The 13,420-nt window shown below is 74.0% G+C and carries 12 protein-coding genes; 8 read left to right on the top strand and 4 right to left on the bottom strand.

The genetic code is table 11. The annotated features are described in order from the left end of the window. Positions 1-148 precede the first annotated feature (148 nt). Positions 149-754 (top strand): sulfite oxidase-like oxidoreductase, encoded by a 606-nt coding sequence (locus OG199_RS38510; protein ID WP_405833490.1) that lies wholly within the window; start codon positions 149-151, stop codon positions 752-754. Between the two features lie 88 nt (positions 755-842). After that, the gene (locus tag OG199_RS38505) at positions 843-1,562 is read left to right on the top strand and encodes a ferredoxin reductase (protein WP_401802497.1); all 720 of its coding nucleotides are present in this window, start codon (positions 843-845) and stop codon (positions 1,560-1,562) included. Between the two features lie 70 nt (positions 1,563-1,632). Here OG199_RS38505 and OG199_RS38500 read toward each other — a convergent pair whose 3' ends face one another. Next, positions 1,633-2,541 carry a universal stress protein gene (locus OG199_RS38500; protein WP_401802265.1) on the bottom strand — a complete coding sequence of 303 codons (909 nt, stop codon included), beginning with the start codon at positions 2,539-2,541 and terminating at the stop codon, positions 1,633-1,635. Positions 2,542-2,772: 231 nt separating this feature from the next. On the opposite strand from OG199_RS38500, the gene OG199_RS38495 reads away from it, so the two are divergent. Beyond that, positions 2,773-3,354: a hypothetical protein gene (locus OG199_RS38495; RefSeq protein WP_401802262.1), complete on the top strand. Its 582-nt coding sequence runs from the start codon at positions 2,773-2,775 to the stop codon at positions 3,352-3,354. A 167-nt stretch (positions 3,355-3,521) separates the two neighbouring features. Continuing rightward, positions 3,522-4,487, top strand: a complete 966-nt coding sequence (locus tag OG199_RS38490) for an acetylxylan esterase (RefSeq protein WP_401802260.1) — start codon at positions 3,522-3,524, stop codon at positions 4,485-4,487. A 7-nt stretch (positions 4,488-4,494) separates the two neighbouring features. On the opposite strand, the gene OG199_RS38485 is transcribed toward OG199_RS38490, so the two are convergent. Continuing rightward, positions 4,495-5,544, bottom strand: a complete 1,050-nt coding sequence (locus OG199_RS38485; protein ID WP_401802258.1) for a phosphatidylinositol-specific phospholipase C domain-containing protein — start codon at positions 5,542-5,544, stop codon at positions 4,495-4,497. Between the two features lie 221 nt (positions 5,545-5,765). On the opposite strand from OG199_RS38485, the gene OG199_RS38480 reads away from it, so the two are divergent. Both OG199_RS38480 and OG199_RS38475 read left to right on the top strand, forming a co-directional pair. Next, entirely contained in the window at positions 5,766-6,932 is a 1,167-nt protein-coding gene (locus OG199_RS38480) for a serine hydrolase domain-containing protein (protein ID WP_405833487.1), read from the top strand. Positions 6,933-7,076: 144 nt separating this feature from the next. Further along, positions 7,077-7,847, top strand: a complete 771-nt coding sequence (locus OG199_RS38475; protein WP_356797793.1) for a GntR family transcriptional regulator — start codon at positions 7,077-7,079, stop codon at positions 7,845-7,847. 239 nt (positions 7,848-8,086) lie between these two features. Here OG199_RS38475 and OG199_RS38470 read toward each other — a convergent pair whose 3' ends face one another. Continuing rightward, the gene (locus tag OG199_RS38470; RefSeq protein ID WP_405833485.1) at positions 8,087-8,785 is read right to left on the bottom strand and encodes a DUF2993 domain-containing protein; all 699 of its coding nucleotides are present in this window, start codon (positions 8,783-8,785) and stop codon (positions 8,087-8,089) included. Next, positions 8,782-11,025 (bottom strand): MMPL family transporter, encoded by a 2,244-nt coding sequence (locus OG199_RS38465; RefSeq protein WP_405833483.1) that lies wholly within the window; start codon positions 11,023-11,025, stop codon positions 8,782-8,784. The genes OG199_RS38470 and OG199_RS38465 overlap by 4 nt, the downstream gene beginning before the upstream one ends. Before the next feature lie 255 nt (positions 11,026-11,280). Between OG199_RS38465 and OG199_RS38460 the strand changes: the two genes are divergently transcribed. After that, the gene (locus OG199_RS38460) at positions 11,281-11,967 is read left to right on the top strand and encodes a response regulator transcription factor (RefSeq protein WP_356797798.1); all 687 of its coding nucleotides are present in this window, start codon (positions 11,281-11,283) and stop codon (positions 11,965-11,967) included. After that, positions 11,964-13,364, top strand: a complete 1,401-nt coding sequence (locus tag OG199_RS38455; RefSeq protein WP_405833481.1) for a sensor histidine kinase — start codon at positions 11,964-11,966, stop codon at positions 13,362-13,364. The genes OG199_RS38460 and OG199_RS38455 overlap by 4 nt, the downstream gene beginning before the upstream one ends. Positions 13,365-13,420: the final 56 nt, after the last annotated feature.

The following is a 13,420-nucleotide window of genomic DNA, read 5'->3' as shown; positions in this document are numbered from 1 at the left end:
ATACGTCCGCAATGATCGGAGCCCGCTCGGGGACGGAGCACGGCTCCGGGCCACGTACGGTGGAACGCGCACGCGCCGGGAAACGCGTGCGCACCGATCACGCTCGATCTGCGGGCCGTGCACCCGACGGCCTTGAGGTACCAGTCCCATGAACGTCACCCGAGGTTTCACCGGACGCCCGCGCGTCCGCAACACCGGACTGCCGCCCGGCCAGTACGACGCGGGCGACGACTGGCCCGTGCTGTCCGCCGAGGTCACGCCCGCTCTCGCGGCCGCCGACTGGACCTTCCGGATCGACGGACTGGTGGCCGAGCCGCGCACCTGGGACTGGGAGCAGGCACACGCGTTGCCCGCCTCGGCGTACGAGGGCGACATCCACTGTGTGACGAGCTGGTCGAAGTTCGGGGTGCGCTTCGGCGGCGTCTCGCTCGACGCGTTCCTGGCTGTGGTGCGCCCCCACGGAGACGCCACCCATGTGATCGCCTACTCGCACACCGGGTACACCACGAACCTCCCGCTCACCGACCTCACCGGCGGCCGTGCCTGGATCGCCTGGGAGTACGAGGGAGAGCCGCTGCCCTCCGAGCACGGTGGGCCGGCGCGACTGATCGTGCCGCACCTGTACTTCTGGAAGAGCGCCAAGTGGATCGCGGGCCTGCGGCTCCTGGACCACGACGAGCCGGGCTTCTGGGAGCAGAACGGCTACCACGCACGCGGCAATCCCTGGGAGGAGCAGCGGTACTCCGGTGACTGACACGACCGCGTCCCCGAGCGCCTTCGTACCGGCGACGCCCCTCGCGCCCCCGGCCACGGGCGCCTTCGTCCCCGTCACGAGCTTCGCCGTGCCGGGGCGGATCGCCGTGAGCGGCCAGACCGCCGCCACCTGGCGCGAGGCCACGCTCACCGGCGTCCGCCGGGAGACACCGCGCGCCGCCACCTTCCGGTTGGCGGTACCGGGCTGGCCGGGGCACCTGCCCGGCCAGCACCTGATGCTGCGGCTGACCGCCGCGGACGGCTATGTGGCGCAGCGCCACTACTCCATCGCGTCACCGCCCGACGACACCGGGCACATCGAACTCACCCTCGACCACGTCGAGGGTGGTGAGGTCTCCGGCTGGTTCCACACGGTGGCCGCGCCCGGGGACACGGTCGAGGTCCGGGGTCCGCTCAGCGGGTTCTTCGCCTGGCCCGGCGACCGGCCGGCGCTGCTCGTCGGCGCCGGCTCCGGTGTCGTACCGCTGATGTCGATGGTGCGCCACCATCGGGTGCGGGGGCTGGACGTGCCGTTGCGCCTGGTGGTCTCCACGCGCAGCCCCGAGGAGCTGATCTACGCGCGGGAGTACGGCGCGGAGACCACGACCGTCTTCACCCGTGGCGCCCCGGAGGGTGTGGCCGTCGGACGTCTGACGGCCGCACATGTGGCTCCGCTCCTGGCAGAGCAGCCTCCTGGTGGGTGGGAGGCCTATGTGTGCGGCTCCAACGGCTTCGCCGAACACGCCTCGCGGCTGCTGGTGGAGGCGGGGCAGCCCGTGGACCGCATCCGCATCGAGCGCTTCGGCTGAACCGGGCGCATGCGCGACCGGGTCCAGCGGTGCCGCGGTCCGGGCGCCGGTCCGACGCCCGGGGACACGGTCAGCCGTGCGGAACCACCGCCACCGCGCACGGGGCGTGCCGGATCAGCGAGCGCACGGCGCGGCCCGGCCCGGCGCCCGTCTCGCGCCCCACGACCAGCAGGCCGGCCCGTGCCGACGCCCTCAGGAGGTGCGGCCCGGGGTGGCCCTGGACCACGTGCTCGCGGACCGTCGTGCCGGGGAACCTGCGGCGCCAGGGCTGGAGGGCGCCGGCCAGCGCCCGGCCCTCGCCGTCGCCGTCGCCGCGCTCGGCCGTGTTCTCCGGCCCGGGCGCGCGGGCGCCGCGGGCGTACGCCTCGGACCGGGTCCACGCGTGCACCACGTGCAGCGGCGCCGAACGGAAGGCTGCCGTGTCGAAGGCGTAGCGGATCAGGTCGTCGGCCGGACGGTCCGCGTCGAGTCCGAGGACCACCGGCAGGTAGGGGGCCGACTCGGGCGGCGAACCGTCGGTGACGGGCGTCCGTTCGTCCTCGGGGAGTTCACCCGCGCGCACCACCACGACCGGGCGTGCGGCACGGGCCGTGACGGCGAGGGCGACCGCACCGACCTGGAAGCCCGCGAAGCCGGTGGCGCCGCGTGAACCGACGACCAGGGTCTCCGTGTCCGCGGCGGCGGCCAGCAGGGCCTGCACCGCGGGTGTCCCGGTGCGGCGGGCGATGATGTCCAACGCCGGGTGGGCGTAGGAGAGTTGGATGGCCGCCCGGTCGAGTGCCGTGCGGGTGCGGCCCGCGGGGACGTCGACGTCGGGGACCCGGCCGGAGACGGCCGGCCCGGTCCCCGCGTGCAGCAGCCGCAGGGGGAGCCGGCGGCGCCTGGCCTCCCGGGCGGCCCAGTCGGCGGCGTCCAGACTGGTCGGCGAGCCGTCGATGCCGACGGTGATGGACCGTGTGCCGGTGTTCATCGCCTCCATCGCCTCCTCCCTTTCCCCGGAACGGAGTTGGTCACGTGCCAGTGGGCGTCGAGTGCTGCTGGACGGGAATGCGTCATGGTGGCTCCAGTTCCGCCGCGAAGTGGTTCGCGGGTTCCACAGGGGGCGCGGATCATTCGTACGGCGGCAGAATCTCCGTACGGGTCTCCGTGGAGGCTCACGGCCGTACGCGGCACGCCGTGGGAGGGGACGGAGCGGGGCAGGGAGGTGACGATGCGTACCCGGGTACGCGGCTGGCGCTGGCGCCGCAGTCCGTTGCGCCGCCGTTGTGATGTCGTGGAGGCGTGGGCACTGCTGTCCGTCGTCGTGCTGCTGGTCGTCGGCGCGCCGCTGGCCGGGGTGGCCGTGGGGTGGCGGGTGTACGACGACGCTCGGGCGCGGGCCGCCGCACAGCGGGCCGAACGGCACCGGGTGGCCGCCGTGCTCGTCGAGGACGCGCCCGCCGCGGTGGCCTCGCCGACCGGAAGGCAGCCCTCGTACTCGGTGAGGGTGCGCTGGACCGAGCCGGGCGGGGGGTCGCGCACCGGCATGGCCCAGGTCCTCGCGGGCGCCGAGCGGGGTGAGCACACCCACGTCTGGCTGGACTCCGGCGGCCGGCGGGTCCGTCCCCCGGAGAACGCGTCCGCCGTCTGGCAACACACGCTGATGGCGGGCCTGTTCACCACCGGGGCCGCCGTGGCCGCCGTCGTCGGCGTCCACATCGCCGGGCGGCGGGTCTCGGCACGTCGCCGCCTCGCCGAGTGGGAGCGGGGCTGGGAGCGTACCGGGCCGGAGTGGCGGCGCCACACGCCCTGACGTGCGCGACCTCTCCGCGGCATGAGCGGCGGGGGGGGGTGGGACAGAAGGCCCGGTGGCCGGCACCACCAGGCGCGGGCGGGCGCGGAACCAAGCATGGCGGCCCTCCGGCGGCCCACGTACGGTGTGATCATCCACAGCCGTGACGTCTTCAAAGGTGGTCCTTCATGGCCCTGTTCGACCTCCCCTTCGACGAGCTCCGCGTGTACCGCAGTGCCTCCGCCGAGCCCGAGGACTTCGACGCCTTCTGGGCCAGGACCCTCGAAGAGACACGTGAACACGGCCTGGACGCCCGCTTCGAACCCGTCGAGACCCACCTCAGGACCGTCGAGGTGTACGACGTCACGTACGCCGGGTTCGGCGGCCACCCGGTCAAGGGCTGGCTCACCCTGCCGGCCGGGGCCGACGCGCCGCTGCCCGCGGTCGTCGAGTTCGTCGGGTACGGCGGCGGCCGCGGCCTCCCGCACACGCATCTGCTGTGGGCCTCGGCGGGCTTCGCGCACTTCGTGATGGACACGCGTGGCCAGGGCAGCGCCTGGGGCGGTGGCGAGACCCCGGACCCGGTGGGCAGCGCGCCCGCGTACCCGGGCTACATGACCCGCGGCATCGACGCGCCCGAGAACTACTACTACCGCCGGGTGTTCACCGACGGAGTGCGTGCGGTGGAGGCGGTCCGCTCGCACCCGCTGGTCGACCCGGCGCGTACCGCGGCCCTCGGCGCGAGTCAGGGCGGCGGCATCACGATCGCGGTGGGCGGTCTCGTCCCCGACCTGGCCGCGATCGCTCCCGATGTCCCGTTCCTGTGCGACTTCCCGCGCGCTATGACGCTGACCGACCGGCATCCGTACCGGGAGATCGGCAGCTACCTCAAGACCCACCGCGGGCGCGCCGACGACGTCCGGCGCACCCTCTCCTACTTCGACGGGGTCCACTTCGCGGCACGCGGCACCGCGCCGGCGCTCTTCTCGGCCGGCCTGGAGGACCAGACCTGCCCGCCGTCCACGGTCTTCGCCGCGTTCAACGCCTGGGCGCACGAGGAGAAGACGATCGAGGTCTACGACTTCAACGACCACGAGGGCGGGGGCCCCTACCAGGAGGCGGCCCGGCTCCAGTGGCTCCCCTCGTACCTTTAGACCCGGTTCAGCCCGCCGTTCCGCGCGGTACGACCGTCGCGAGCACGGCGGGCAGGGGGTACCAGTCCGCCGACACCACGCTGGCGTGCCGCGCGGCGAGGAGGGCGACGCGTTCCTGTGCCTGGGCCTGAGTGGGGTTGGTGCCGTCGATGGCGGGGGGCACGTTCTGGGCGTCGGTCATGACGACGAGGTAGTGGCGCTCGTCGTACCAAGCGGTGTCGATCGTGCCGCCCGCGTAGGCGGCGGCGTCGCCGTCGTACATCACGAACCAGGGGCGGATGGTCGTGTCGGTGTAACGGGTGCGCGGGTCGCCCGCGGTCGCGCCGTGCACGGCGGGGAAGGCGGATGCCTCGCGCAGTCGGCCGGCGGCCGCGAGGTCGCGGAGGTGGGTGGCGTACTCGCGGTCCGTCCACAGCGAGTCGAGGGGGTTGCTCTCCTCGACGGTGCCGGGAATGAGCTCGACGACGAACTTGCCCGCGAGCGCCGAACGGGCCGGCCAGCCGTCCGCCTGGACGGCGGAGTCCAGGTCGGGGTGGGAGCCCACGACATCGGCCGGGCGCAGCAGGGCGTCACCCAGCTTCGCTGTCAGCAGGGCGTCCAACTGGGTGGGTCCGCGGCCGATGTTGGCCGCGAAGCCGTCCTTCATCTCGATCTTCAGCTGGATCGGCCGGTGGCCCGGGTGCGCGTCGTGCCACGCCCGGATGTCGGCGAGGCAGCCGCCGAGATCGCGGTTGACGGACTTGGTGCGCAGCTCGGAGGCGTTCGCCGCGTTCTCGCAGTTGTTGTCGTTGCCGACCGGGTTGCTGTGCGAGACGCGCCAGGATGCCCCGAACACGTTGGTCCACACGTCGAGTTCCAGCATCCCGGCGCCGGAGTCCAACGCGTCGGCGAAGTAGGGGTACTTCGCCTTGTCGTAGGAGTTGTGGACACCGACGGAGGTGCTGGAGGAGTACGAGAGGTCCGCGGCGCTCGCCCCGGGCGAGGTGGTCAGGGCCACGGCTCCCGCCGTCGCCACCGCGATCCCCGTACGTGCCAACACCCTCACATGTCTGCGCATGTTCCCCCTGCCTCTCCCGCATCGGTGGTCAACCGACGTGCAGCGTAGGGGTGTTGGGTGACATCCGGAAGAGCCCGTGATGACGGGAGGACGGACACCGCACCACGTGGCGGGAGGTGCTCCACCGCCCGGCGGAGGACGGATGCCGCGCGGCCACTTCCACCCGGTCCGACCAGTCGGTATGTTCGGGTCCGCTGTCCCTACGGATGACGGAGGTCTCCATGTCCCAGCCCGCGCCCGATGTCCGGGGCCACTGCGACGCACGCTTCACGGCGGTGCGTACGGCGTTCGAGGAGAACTTCCGGGACCGTGGCGAACTGGGCGCGGCGGTGACCGTCGTCCTCGACGGCGAGACGGTCGTGGACCTCTGGGGCGGCTGGGCCGACGCGGGACGAACCCGCCCCTGGGAGCGCGAGACGCTCGTCAACGTGTGGTCGACGTCGAAGGGTCCGACCGCGCTGTGCGCGCACATCCTGGCCGACCGCGGGCTGCTCGACCTCGACGCGCCGGTGGCCGCGTACTGGCCGGAGTTCGCGGCGGCGGGCAAGGAGGCCGTCCTCGTACGACACCTGCTGTCGCATCGCGCGGGGCTGGCGGGGTTGCGCGAACCGCACACGTTCGAGCAGCTCTGCGACTGGGAGCTGACCGTCGGCCGGCTCGCGGCCCAGGAGCCCTGGTGGGAGCCGGGGACGCGGTCCGGCTATCACGCGCTCACGTTCGGCCATCTGGTCGGCGAGGTGGTGCGGCGGGTGTCCGGGCTGCTGCCGGGCGCGTTCCTGGAGCGGGAGGTGACCGGCCCGCTCGGGATCGACTTCACCATCGGACTGCCCGAGAAGGAGGTCGGGCGCGTGGCCGAGCTGGTCCATCCGCCGGCCGCGTCGAGCAGCGAACAGGCCGCGGTTTTCGCGCAGTTGGCGCCCGCGGCGGTCGCCGCACTGACCAATCCGCTGGTCGGCGCCAGCGAGGCGGGCACCGCACGCTGGCGGGCGGCCGAGATCCCGGCCGCGAACGGCCACGGCACGGCTCGGGCGATCGCGGCGCTGTACGGGATCTTCGCCGGGCGCGGGTCGCACGGCTCCCGCCAGGTGCTGTCGCCGGAGGCCGCGGAGCGGGTGCGTGAGGGGCAGGGCAGCTGCCGGGACCTGGTCCTGGGCGCCGGGTTCGCGCACGAGACGGAGGCCGGGCTCGGGCTGTGGCTGAGCGGGCCCAACGCCTCGTACGGACCGAACCCGAGGGCTTTCGGACATGACGGCTTCGGTGGGTCCTGCGGTCTCGCCGACCCCGAGGCGGCGGTCTCCCTGGGGTACGTCATGAACCGGATGGGGCCGCACATCGCCGACGACCCAAGGAAGATGGCGCTCGTGGACGCCCTCTACGGCTCCCTCTGAGCGCGCCGCCACCGCCGGGAGCACGCGGTCTGAAATCGGCCGAACCTCCCGGCCGCCCTTCCCTCGTGGTTTAGACCAATGCTAGATCTGGTCGCGCAATGAGCCCGCACGGCTACGTCTAGTCACCACGCAGGAGGCGCGGACATGGCCCGCACCAGCCACCCGTCCGACATCCGTCCGTCCGACCCGCCCGCGCAGGACGTCCACCCCTCCGACCAGGAACCCCGGTACTCGCGGATCGCCACCCAGCTCCTCGGCGAACTCCGCGACGGCACCGTTCCGCCCGGCGAACGGCTGCCGGGCGAACGGGAGTTGGCGACCAGGTTCGGGGTCAGCCGGGAGACCGTGCGCCAGGCACTGCAGCAGTTGCGACTGGCCGGGCTGGTCTCCACCGACCGGCGCGGCAGCCACGCGACACTCCCCGGCACCCACGCCGAGCACATCCCGTCGCTCGACTTCCCGGTCGGCGCGCACACCCGGGAACCGTGCGGTGTCCGGCACGCGAGTGTGACCTGGGAGGCGCCCCCGCCCGAGCACGCCCTGGCACTCGGGCTCGCGCCGCGCCGCCCGACCCTCGTGCACCGCTACGAGTCGGCCGCGGCGGACGGCAGCGGACTGCGTACGGCCGTCACCTCCTTCTCCGCGGTCGCCGTGACGGAGGTGGAGGAACTCGCCCGCTACCGCGACCGCGCGGACGGCACCGCCTCGGCGCAACTGCGGCGGGCCTACGACTGGATGCGCAGGGCCGGGCTGACCCTGCACCACCGGGACGCGATCACCCGGCTCCCCCAGTCCGTGCTGGTCACCCGGCGCGTGCACGACCAGTACGACCGGCCCCTGGAGATCACCGACCTTGTCGTGGAGGCCCAACAGGACGCACTCGTCTATGAGTTCACCCTTCCGGCGGCCGGTTGAACCAGCCGGACGGCCACAGGTCCCGCGCGGGGCGCCCTCCCGAGGCGGGAGGCGCGGCCGGGCGAGGCGAGTGGCACGCCGGGCGCCGACAGCCGGACGTCCGCGTCCCTGCCCGCACGGGGTGACCGCCCCGGCGTGCCGAACGGCCACCCCGAAGGGCGCCGGTGTGCCGGTCGGCCACCCCGAAGGGTGCCGGTGTGCCGGTCGGCCACCCCGTGCGGGCCGGCGTGCGCGGTGGCTCAGCCGGCGCGGCTCAGTGTGGTGGGACCGTCCGACCTGAGGCGGACGTGGATGCCGTCCTCCTCCACCCGCGCCGAGGTGGCGCGCAGCCCCAGCGGGTAGGCCTCGGGGTCGGCCCGCTGTGCGACGGCGTCACGGATCCGTCGCGCCACGGCGTCGGGGGCGGTCCTGCCCATGATCTCGACCGACGTCACCGTCATCCCGACACGCCCGCCCGCGGTCTCGGGCCGGAGGGTCACGCTTCCGAGGCCGCCCTGCCCGAACAGCAGCGTCAGGGTGTCCCGGTGGGGGTCGGTACGCACTCCGGTGACCGGCAGGCCGCCGGAGCCCGCGGTCAGGGCGGCCACGGCGCTCGGCGGGATCAGTACCGTCACCCGCGCCGAGGCCACCTCGGCGCGTCTGTCACCGCCCCCGGTCAGCCGTACGTCCTCCAGCCGGGCGTGGAACGAGGCGTCGGGAATCCGGCCGATCCGCGCGTGCGCTCCGTCCACCTCGACGAACGGCAGGCGTCTGTCGGCGAGTTGGAGGAGCGCCGGGCGGGACGAGAGCCCTATCCGGAGATCTCCGTCCGGTACCCGGGACGCCGTCGCGGTACGGACGCGGTGCTGCAGCTCGGCGCGGGCGAGCAGTTCGCCGCCCACCGGAAGGGCGACCAGTACGCCCACGCAGACCAGGACGGTCACGGTGCGGCGCCTCACGCGGTCGCCTCCGGCTCACGGGCTGCGGCGGGTTCCGGCAGCCGGGCCTCGGTGGTCCCCTCGGGGTCCAGGCGCGGCAGGATCCGGTCGAGCCGGCGCGGGAGCCACCAAGTGGCCCTGCCGAACAGGTACAGGGTGGCGGGGACCAGCAGCAGCCGCACGATCGTGGCGTCGATGACCACGCTCGCACCGAGCCCGAGCGCCATCATCTTGATCACCACGTTGGTGGAGAGCAGGAAGGCGAGGAACACGCTGGTCATGACGATCGCCGCACAGCTGATGACCCGCGCGGTGGCGGCCAGTCCGCCGGCCACACTCGCGTCGTTGTCGCCGGTCTCCAGCCACGCCTCACGGATCCGTGAGAGCAGGAAGATCTCGTAGTCCATCGAGAGCCCGAAGACGATGGCGAACATCATCATCGGGACGAACGACTCGACGGGGACGGGCTCGGTCACACCGAACAGGGCGCCGCCCCAGCCCCATTGGAAGACGGCGACCACGACACCGTAGGCCGCGCCGATCGACAACAGGTTGAGCACGGCCGCCTTGAGGGCCACGAGCAGACTCCGGAAGACGCAGAGCAGCAGGACGCAGGCCGCGCCGACGACCACCCCCACGACCCACGGCAGCCGCTCGACCAGGGTGTCGCGGAAGGCGATCTGGACGGCGGTGGTGCCGGTGACGTGGGCGTGCACCCCGGTGCCGTCGAGCGCCCGCGGCAGTACCTGGTCCTCCAGTCGGTGCACCAGGGCGGTGGTGGACGCGTCCTCCGGGCCCCGGCGGGGCACGACGGTGGCGGTGAGCAGGCCGCCGTCCGACGTGGCGACCGGTCCGGTGACGGCGACGACGTCGGGGGTGCCGGAGAGCGCGGTGCGCACACCGGCGGTGACCGCGTCCCGGTCCGCGCCGGTCCCGTCCAGCGCGACGACCACCGTGAGCGGGCCGTTGGCGCCCGCGCCGAACCCGTCCGAGATCAGGTCGTACGCGCGGCGCTCGGTGTAGTCCGTCGGACTGGCGCCCGCGTCGATGTGACCGAGCCGCAGGGTGGCGACGGGAAGCGCGAGGACTCCGAGAACCAGCAGGCCCGCGCCGAGGAAGAGCCAGGGCCTGCGTCCCACGGTCGCGGCCCAGCGGCGCCAGGTGTCGTCGTCGCCCGCGGACTCGGCCACCGGCCGGCGCACGCTCCAGCGGTCGACGCGCCCGCCCGACAGCCCGAGCAGCGCCGGTGTCAGGGTGAGCGAGGCGAGCGCTGCGACCAGCACGGTGATCCCGGCGGCGGCGCCCAGGCTGCCGATGAACGACACACCGGAGGCATACAGGCCGGCCAGCGCCATGGCGACCGTTGCCGCCGCGACCAGGACGGCGCGTCCGCTGGTGGCGAGGGCGCGCCCCGCCGCCTCCTCCGGGACCGCCCCGGACGCGAGCAGTCCGCGGTGGCGCGTGGTGAGGAACAGCGCGTAGTCGAGACCGACGCCCAGCCCCATCATCGTGGCGAGGGTGGGCGCGGTGGCGCCGAAGGTCACGGCCGCGGCCACGAGTCCGAGGACGGCCACCCCGCCGGCGAGTCCGGCGACCGCCGTGACCAGGGGCAGGCCGGCCGCCGCGACACTGCCGAAGCCGAACAGCAGCACGACCACGGCGGTCAGCAGACCGATCGCCTCCGACAGTCCGTCGGCGGCCCTGGGCCGGGCCAGCTGACCGAGCGGCCCGCCGTAGTCCACGCTCACGTGCTCGGCACGCAGACCGGCGACGGCCCGGTCGACCCCGTCCAGGTACGAACGGTCGAAGGTCGCGGGGTTGTCGGCGAAGCGGACCGTGGCGTAGCCGGTCGTGCCGTCCGCGGAGACCGTGCCCGGCGTGGTCAGCGGATCGGCGGCCGTGAGCACCTCGGGCAACCGGCCGATCCCCGCCATCGCGGCGTCGAGGGACGTCCGGTGGGCGGCGAGTCCGTCGTCCGCCCTCAGGACGATCTGCGCGCCGACGCCCTTCAGATCGCTGCCGTGCTCCTCCAGCAGATCGGCGCCCCGCTGCGCGCTGGTGCCCGGCAGCGAGAACTCGTCCTCATAGGTGCCGCCCCAGGCCCGGTCGGCGGCGAAGGCCGCGACCAGGACGAGCAGCCAGGCGGCGACCACCCGGCGGGCGTTGCGGGCGCACCACCGGCCCAGGCGGTGCAGTGCGCCGGGCGGCGTGCCCGGGGGCGGGCCGGGGGGTGCGGTGTCGGCAGGTGCGGAGGCAGTCATGACGGGATCGTGGAAGGCGCAGGTGAGCGCTGGATCAGCGGAATGTTCGAGGAATGTCAGGGCGCGCGGCCACGGTCCTTCGTACCGGCGCCGCCGGGCTAGCATCGAATCCCCGTACGACCCCTCGTACGTCGGGTCCCGGACGACCCCACGGTCATGACGCCCGTCCCGTACGCCCCCGCGTACGGCCCCCGTACGCATCCCCCCGCACGAATCCTCCACGGATCCCGGTGCGCGGGGGACGAGGAGCACCGCATGCCGGACAGCAAGGGCCTCGTGCTGGTCGTCGAGGACGAGCGGCACATCGCCGACCTCCAGCGGCTCTATCTGACCCGGGAGGGATTCGGGGTGCACGTCGAGACGGACGGCCGGGCGGGGCTGGCGGCGGCGCGGCGGCTGCGGCCCGTGGCGATCGTCCTCGACATCGCGCTGCCGGGGCTGGACGGGATCGAGGTGTGCCGCGGGCTGCGCGAGGACGGCGACTGGACGCCGGTGCTGCTGGTCACGGCACGCGACGACGAAGCCGACCGGGTGCTCGGTCTGGAACTCGGCGCGGACGACTACGTCACCAAACCCTTCTCGCCCCGGGAACTGGTCGCCCGGGTCAAGACGGTGCTGCGCCGCGCGGCCGGACCGCCCGAGGCCGCGGCCCGGCGCGTGGGACGGGTCGCGGTCGACCCGGTGCGCCGTACGGCCGAGGCCGACGGTCGGCCCGTGGAACTGACGGCGACCGAGTTCGACCTGCTCGCCCATCTGCTGCGCCATCCCGGCCGGGTCTTCCCCCGCGAGCAGCTGCTCGCGCAGGTGTGGGGCCAGGCCGACTACCGGGGCAGCCGGACCGTGGACGTCCATGTCGCGCAACTGCGCGCCAAGCTCGGTGACGCCAGCCCGATCCGGACCGTGCGGGGCGTCGGCTACAGCGCGGCGGACCCGGCGCGGTGAGGGTCCCCCGGTACGGCGGCGGGCGCCCGTGGCGGCGGCCCGGTCCGATCACCCGCGGCATCACCCTGGTCACGACGGCGGTCGCGCTGGTCGCCGTGGTGCTCACGGGAGTCACCGCCTGGTATCTCGTCCGCACCGGCGCGGAGGCCCAGCAGCGCGACCAACTGGGCCGCCAGGCCGAGGTGCTGAGCCGGACGCCCGTCCTCTCGGAGCTCCTGCTCGACCGTGAACAACGGCTCGCGGGCTCCAACGGCCAGCAGGTCGCGGTCGTCACCCCCGGCGGAGAGACAGTGGGTCCGGCGACCGCGGCCGTGGACGACCGGATCCGGACGAGACTGCTCGGCGGCGACGCGGTGTCCACGGAGGCGTCCCTGAACGGCACCCACGTCCTGGTCGAGGGCCGCCCCACGCCCGGCGGCGGTGCCGTCGTCCTGACCCAGCCGTACGTCGTCGTCCACGACAGTGTGGCCCGGATGCGCAGGGCGCTCCCGCTCCCGCTCGTGGTCGGTCTGGTGGGCGGTGGCCTCGCCGGGCTGCTGCTGGCCCGACGCCTGTCCCGCCCGCTCACCGCGGCCGCGACCACGGCCCGGCGGCTGGCCGAAGGCGAACGCGGGCTGCGGGCCGCGCCGGGCGGGCCCCGTGAACTGACGGACCTCACCGGCGCGTTGAACGTCCTCGACGAGGCACTGGCGCACAGCGAGAACCGGCAGCGGGAGTTCCTGCTCTCCGTCTCGCACGAGCTGCGCACCCCGCTCACCGCGACCCTGGGCTACGCGGAGGCCCTCGCCGACGGCGTGGTCGGGCCCGAGGAACTCCCCATGGTGGGCGAGACGTTGCTCAGCGAGACCCGGCGGCTCGAGCGCTTCGTGCAGGACCTGCTGGACCTCGCCCATCTGGAGACCGACGACTTCCGGGTCGAGACCCGGCCGGTGGATCTGGACGCGCTGGCCGAGAAGGCGGGCACGGTCTGGGCGGGTCGCTGCGCGCGGCACGGCGTGGTCTTCCGGGTCGAGCGGCCGGGCCGTCCCCTGACCGTCGAGACGGACGGCGTACGGGTGCGCCAGATGATCGACGGCCTCGCGGAGAACGCGCTGCGGGTGACCCCGGCGGGCGCGCCCCTGGTCCTGGCCCTCGCCCCGGACGGCGACGGTGCCCGGATCCAGGTCCGCGACGGCGGTCCCGGGCTGACACCCGAGGACGCCGCGGTCGCCTTCGAACGCGGCACCCTGCACGCCCGCTACCAGGGCGTCCGCCCGGTCGGCACCGGCCTCGGCCTGGCCATCGTGCACCGGCTCGCCCAGCGCCTGGGCGGTTCGGTGACGGCGCGGGGGCACGGGCCGGAGGGCGGCGCGTGTTTCACCGTACGGGTGCCGGGACGGCCGGGGCCGAGCGGCTGACCCGCGAACGGAGGTCAGCGCCGGCAGTCGGTCAGTAGTGTCGAGACAACTCCCGC

The organism is Streptomyces sp. NBC_01176 (assembly GCF_045039825.1).
Classification (GTDB): domain Bacteria; phylum Actinomycetota; class Actinomycetes; order Streptomycetales; family Streptomycetaceae; genus Streptomyces.
This window is presented reverse-complemented; position numbering and strand designations above follow the sequence as displayed.

Excerpts from the sequence above, each read along its gene's own strand:
- OG199_RS38510 (WP_405833490.1), top strand. The coding sequence starts at position 149 with ATGAACGTCACCCGAGGTTTCACCGGACGCCCGCGCGTCCGCAACACC.
- OG199_RS38490 (WP_401802260.1), top strand. The coding sequence starts at position 3,522 with ATGGCCCTGTTCGACCTCCCCTTCGACGAGCTCCGCGTGTACCGCAGT.
- OG199_RS38485 (WP_401802258.1), bottom strand. The coding sequence starts at position 5,544 with ATGCGCAGACATGTGAGGGTGTTGGCACGTACGGGGATCGCGGTGGCG.
- OG199_RS38495 (WP_401802262.1), top strand. The coding sequence starts at position 2,773 with ATGCGTACCCGGGTACGCGGCTGGCGCTGGCGCCGCAGTCCGTTGCGC.
- OG199_RS38465 (WP_405833483.1), bottom strand. The coding sequence starts at position 11,025 with ATGACTGCCTCCGCACCTGCCGACACCGCACCCCCCGGCCCGCCCCCG.
- OG199_RS38480 (WP_405833487.1), top strand. The coding sequence starts at position 5,766 with ATGTCCCAGCCCGCGCCCGATGTCCGGGGCCACTGCGACGCACGCTTC.
- OG199_RS38460 (WP_356797798.1), top strand. The coding sequence starts at position 11,281 with ATGCCGGACAGCAAGGGCCTCGTGCTGGTCGTCGAGGACGAGCGGCAC.
- OG199_RS38500 (WP_401802265.1), bottom strand. The coding sequence starts at position 2,541 with ATGGAGGCGATGAACACCGGCACACGGTCCATCACCGTCGGCATCGAC.
- OG199_RS38475 (WP_356797793.1), top strand. The coding sequence starts at position 7,077 with ATGGCCCGCACCAGCCACCCGTCCGACATCCGTCCGTCCGACCCGCCC.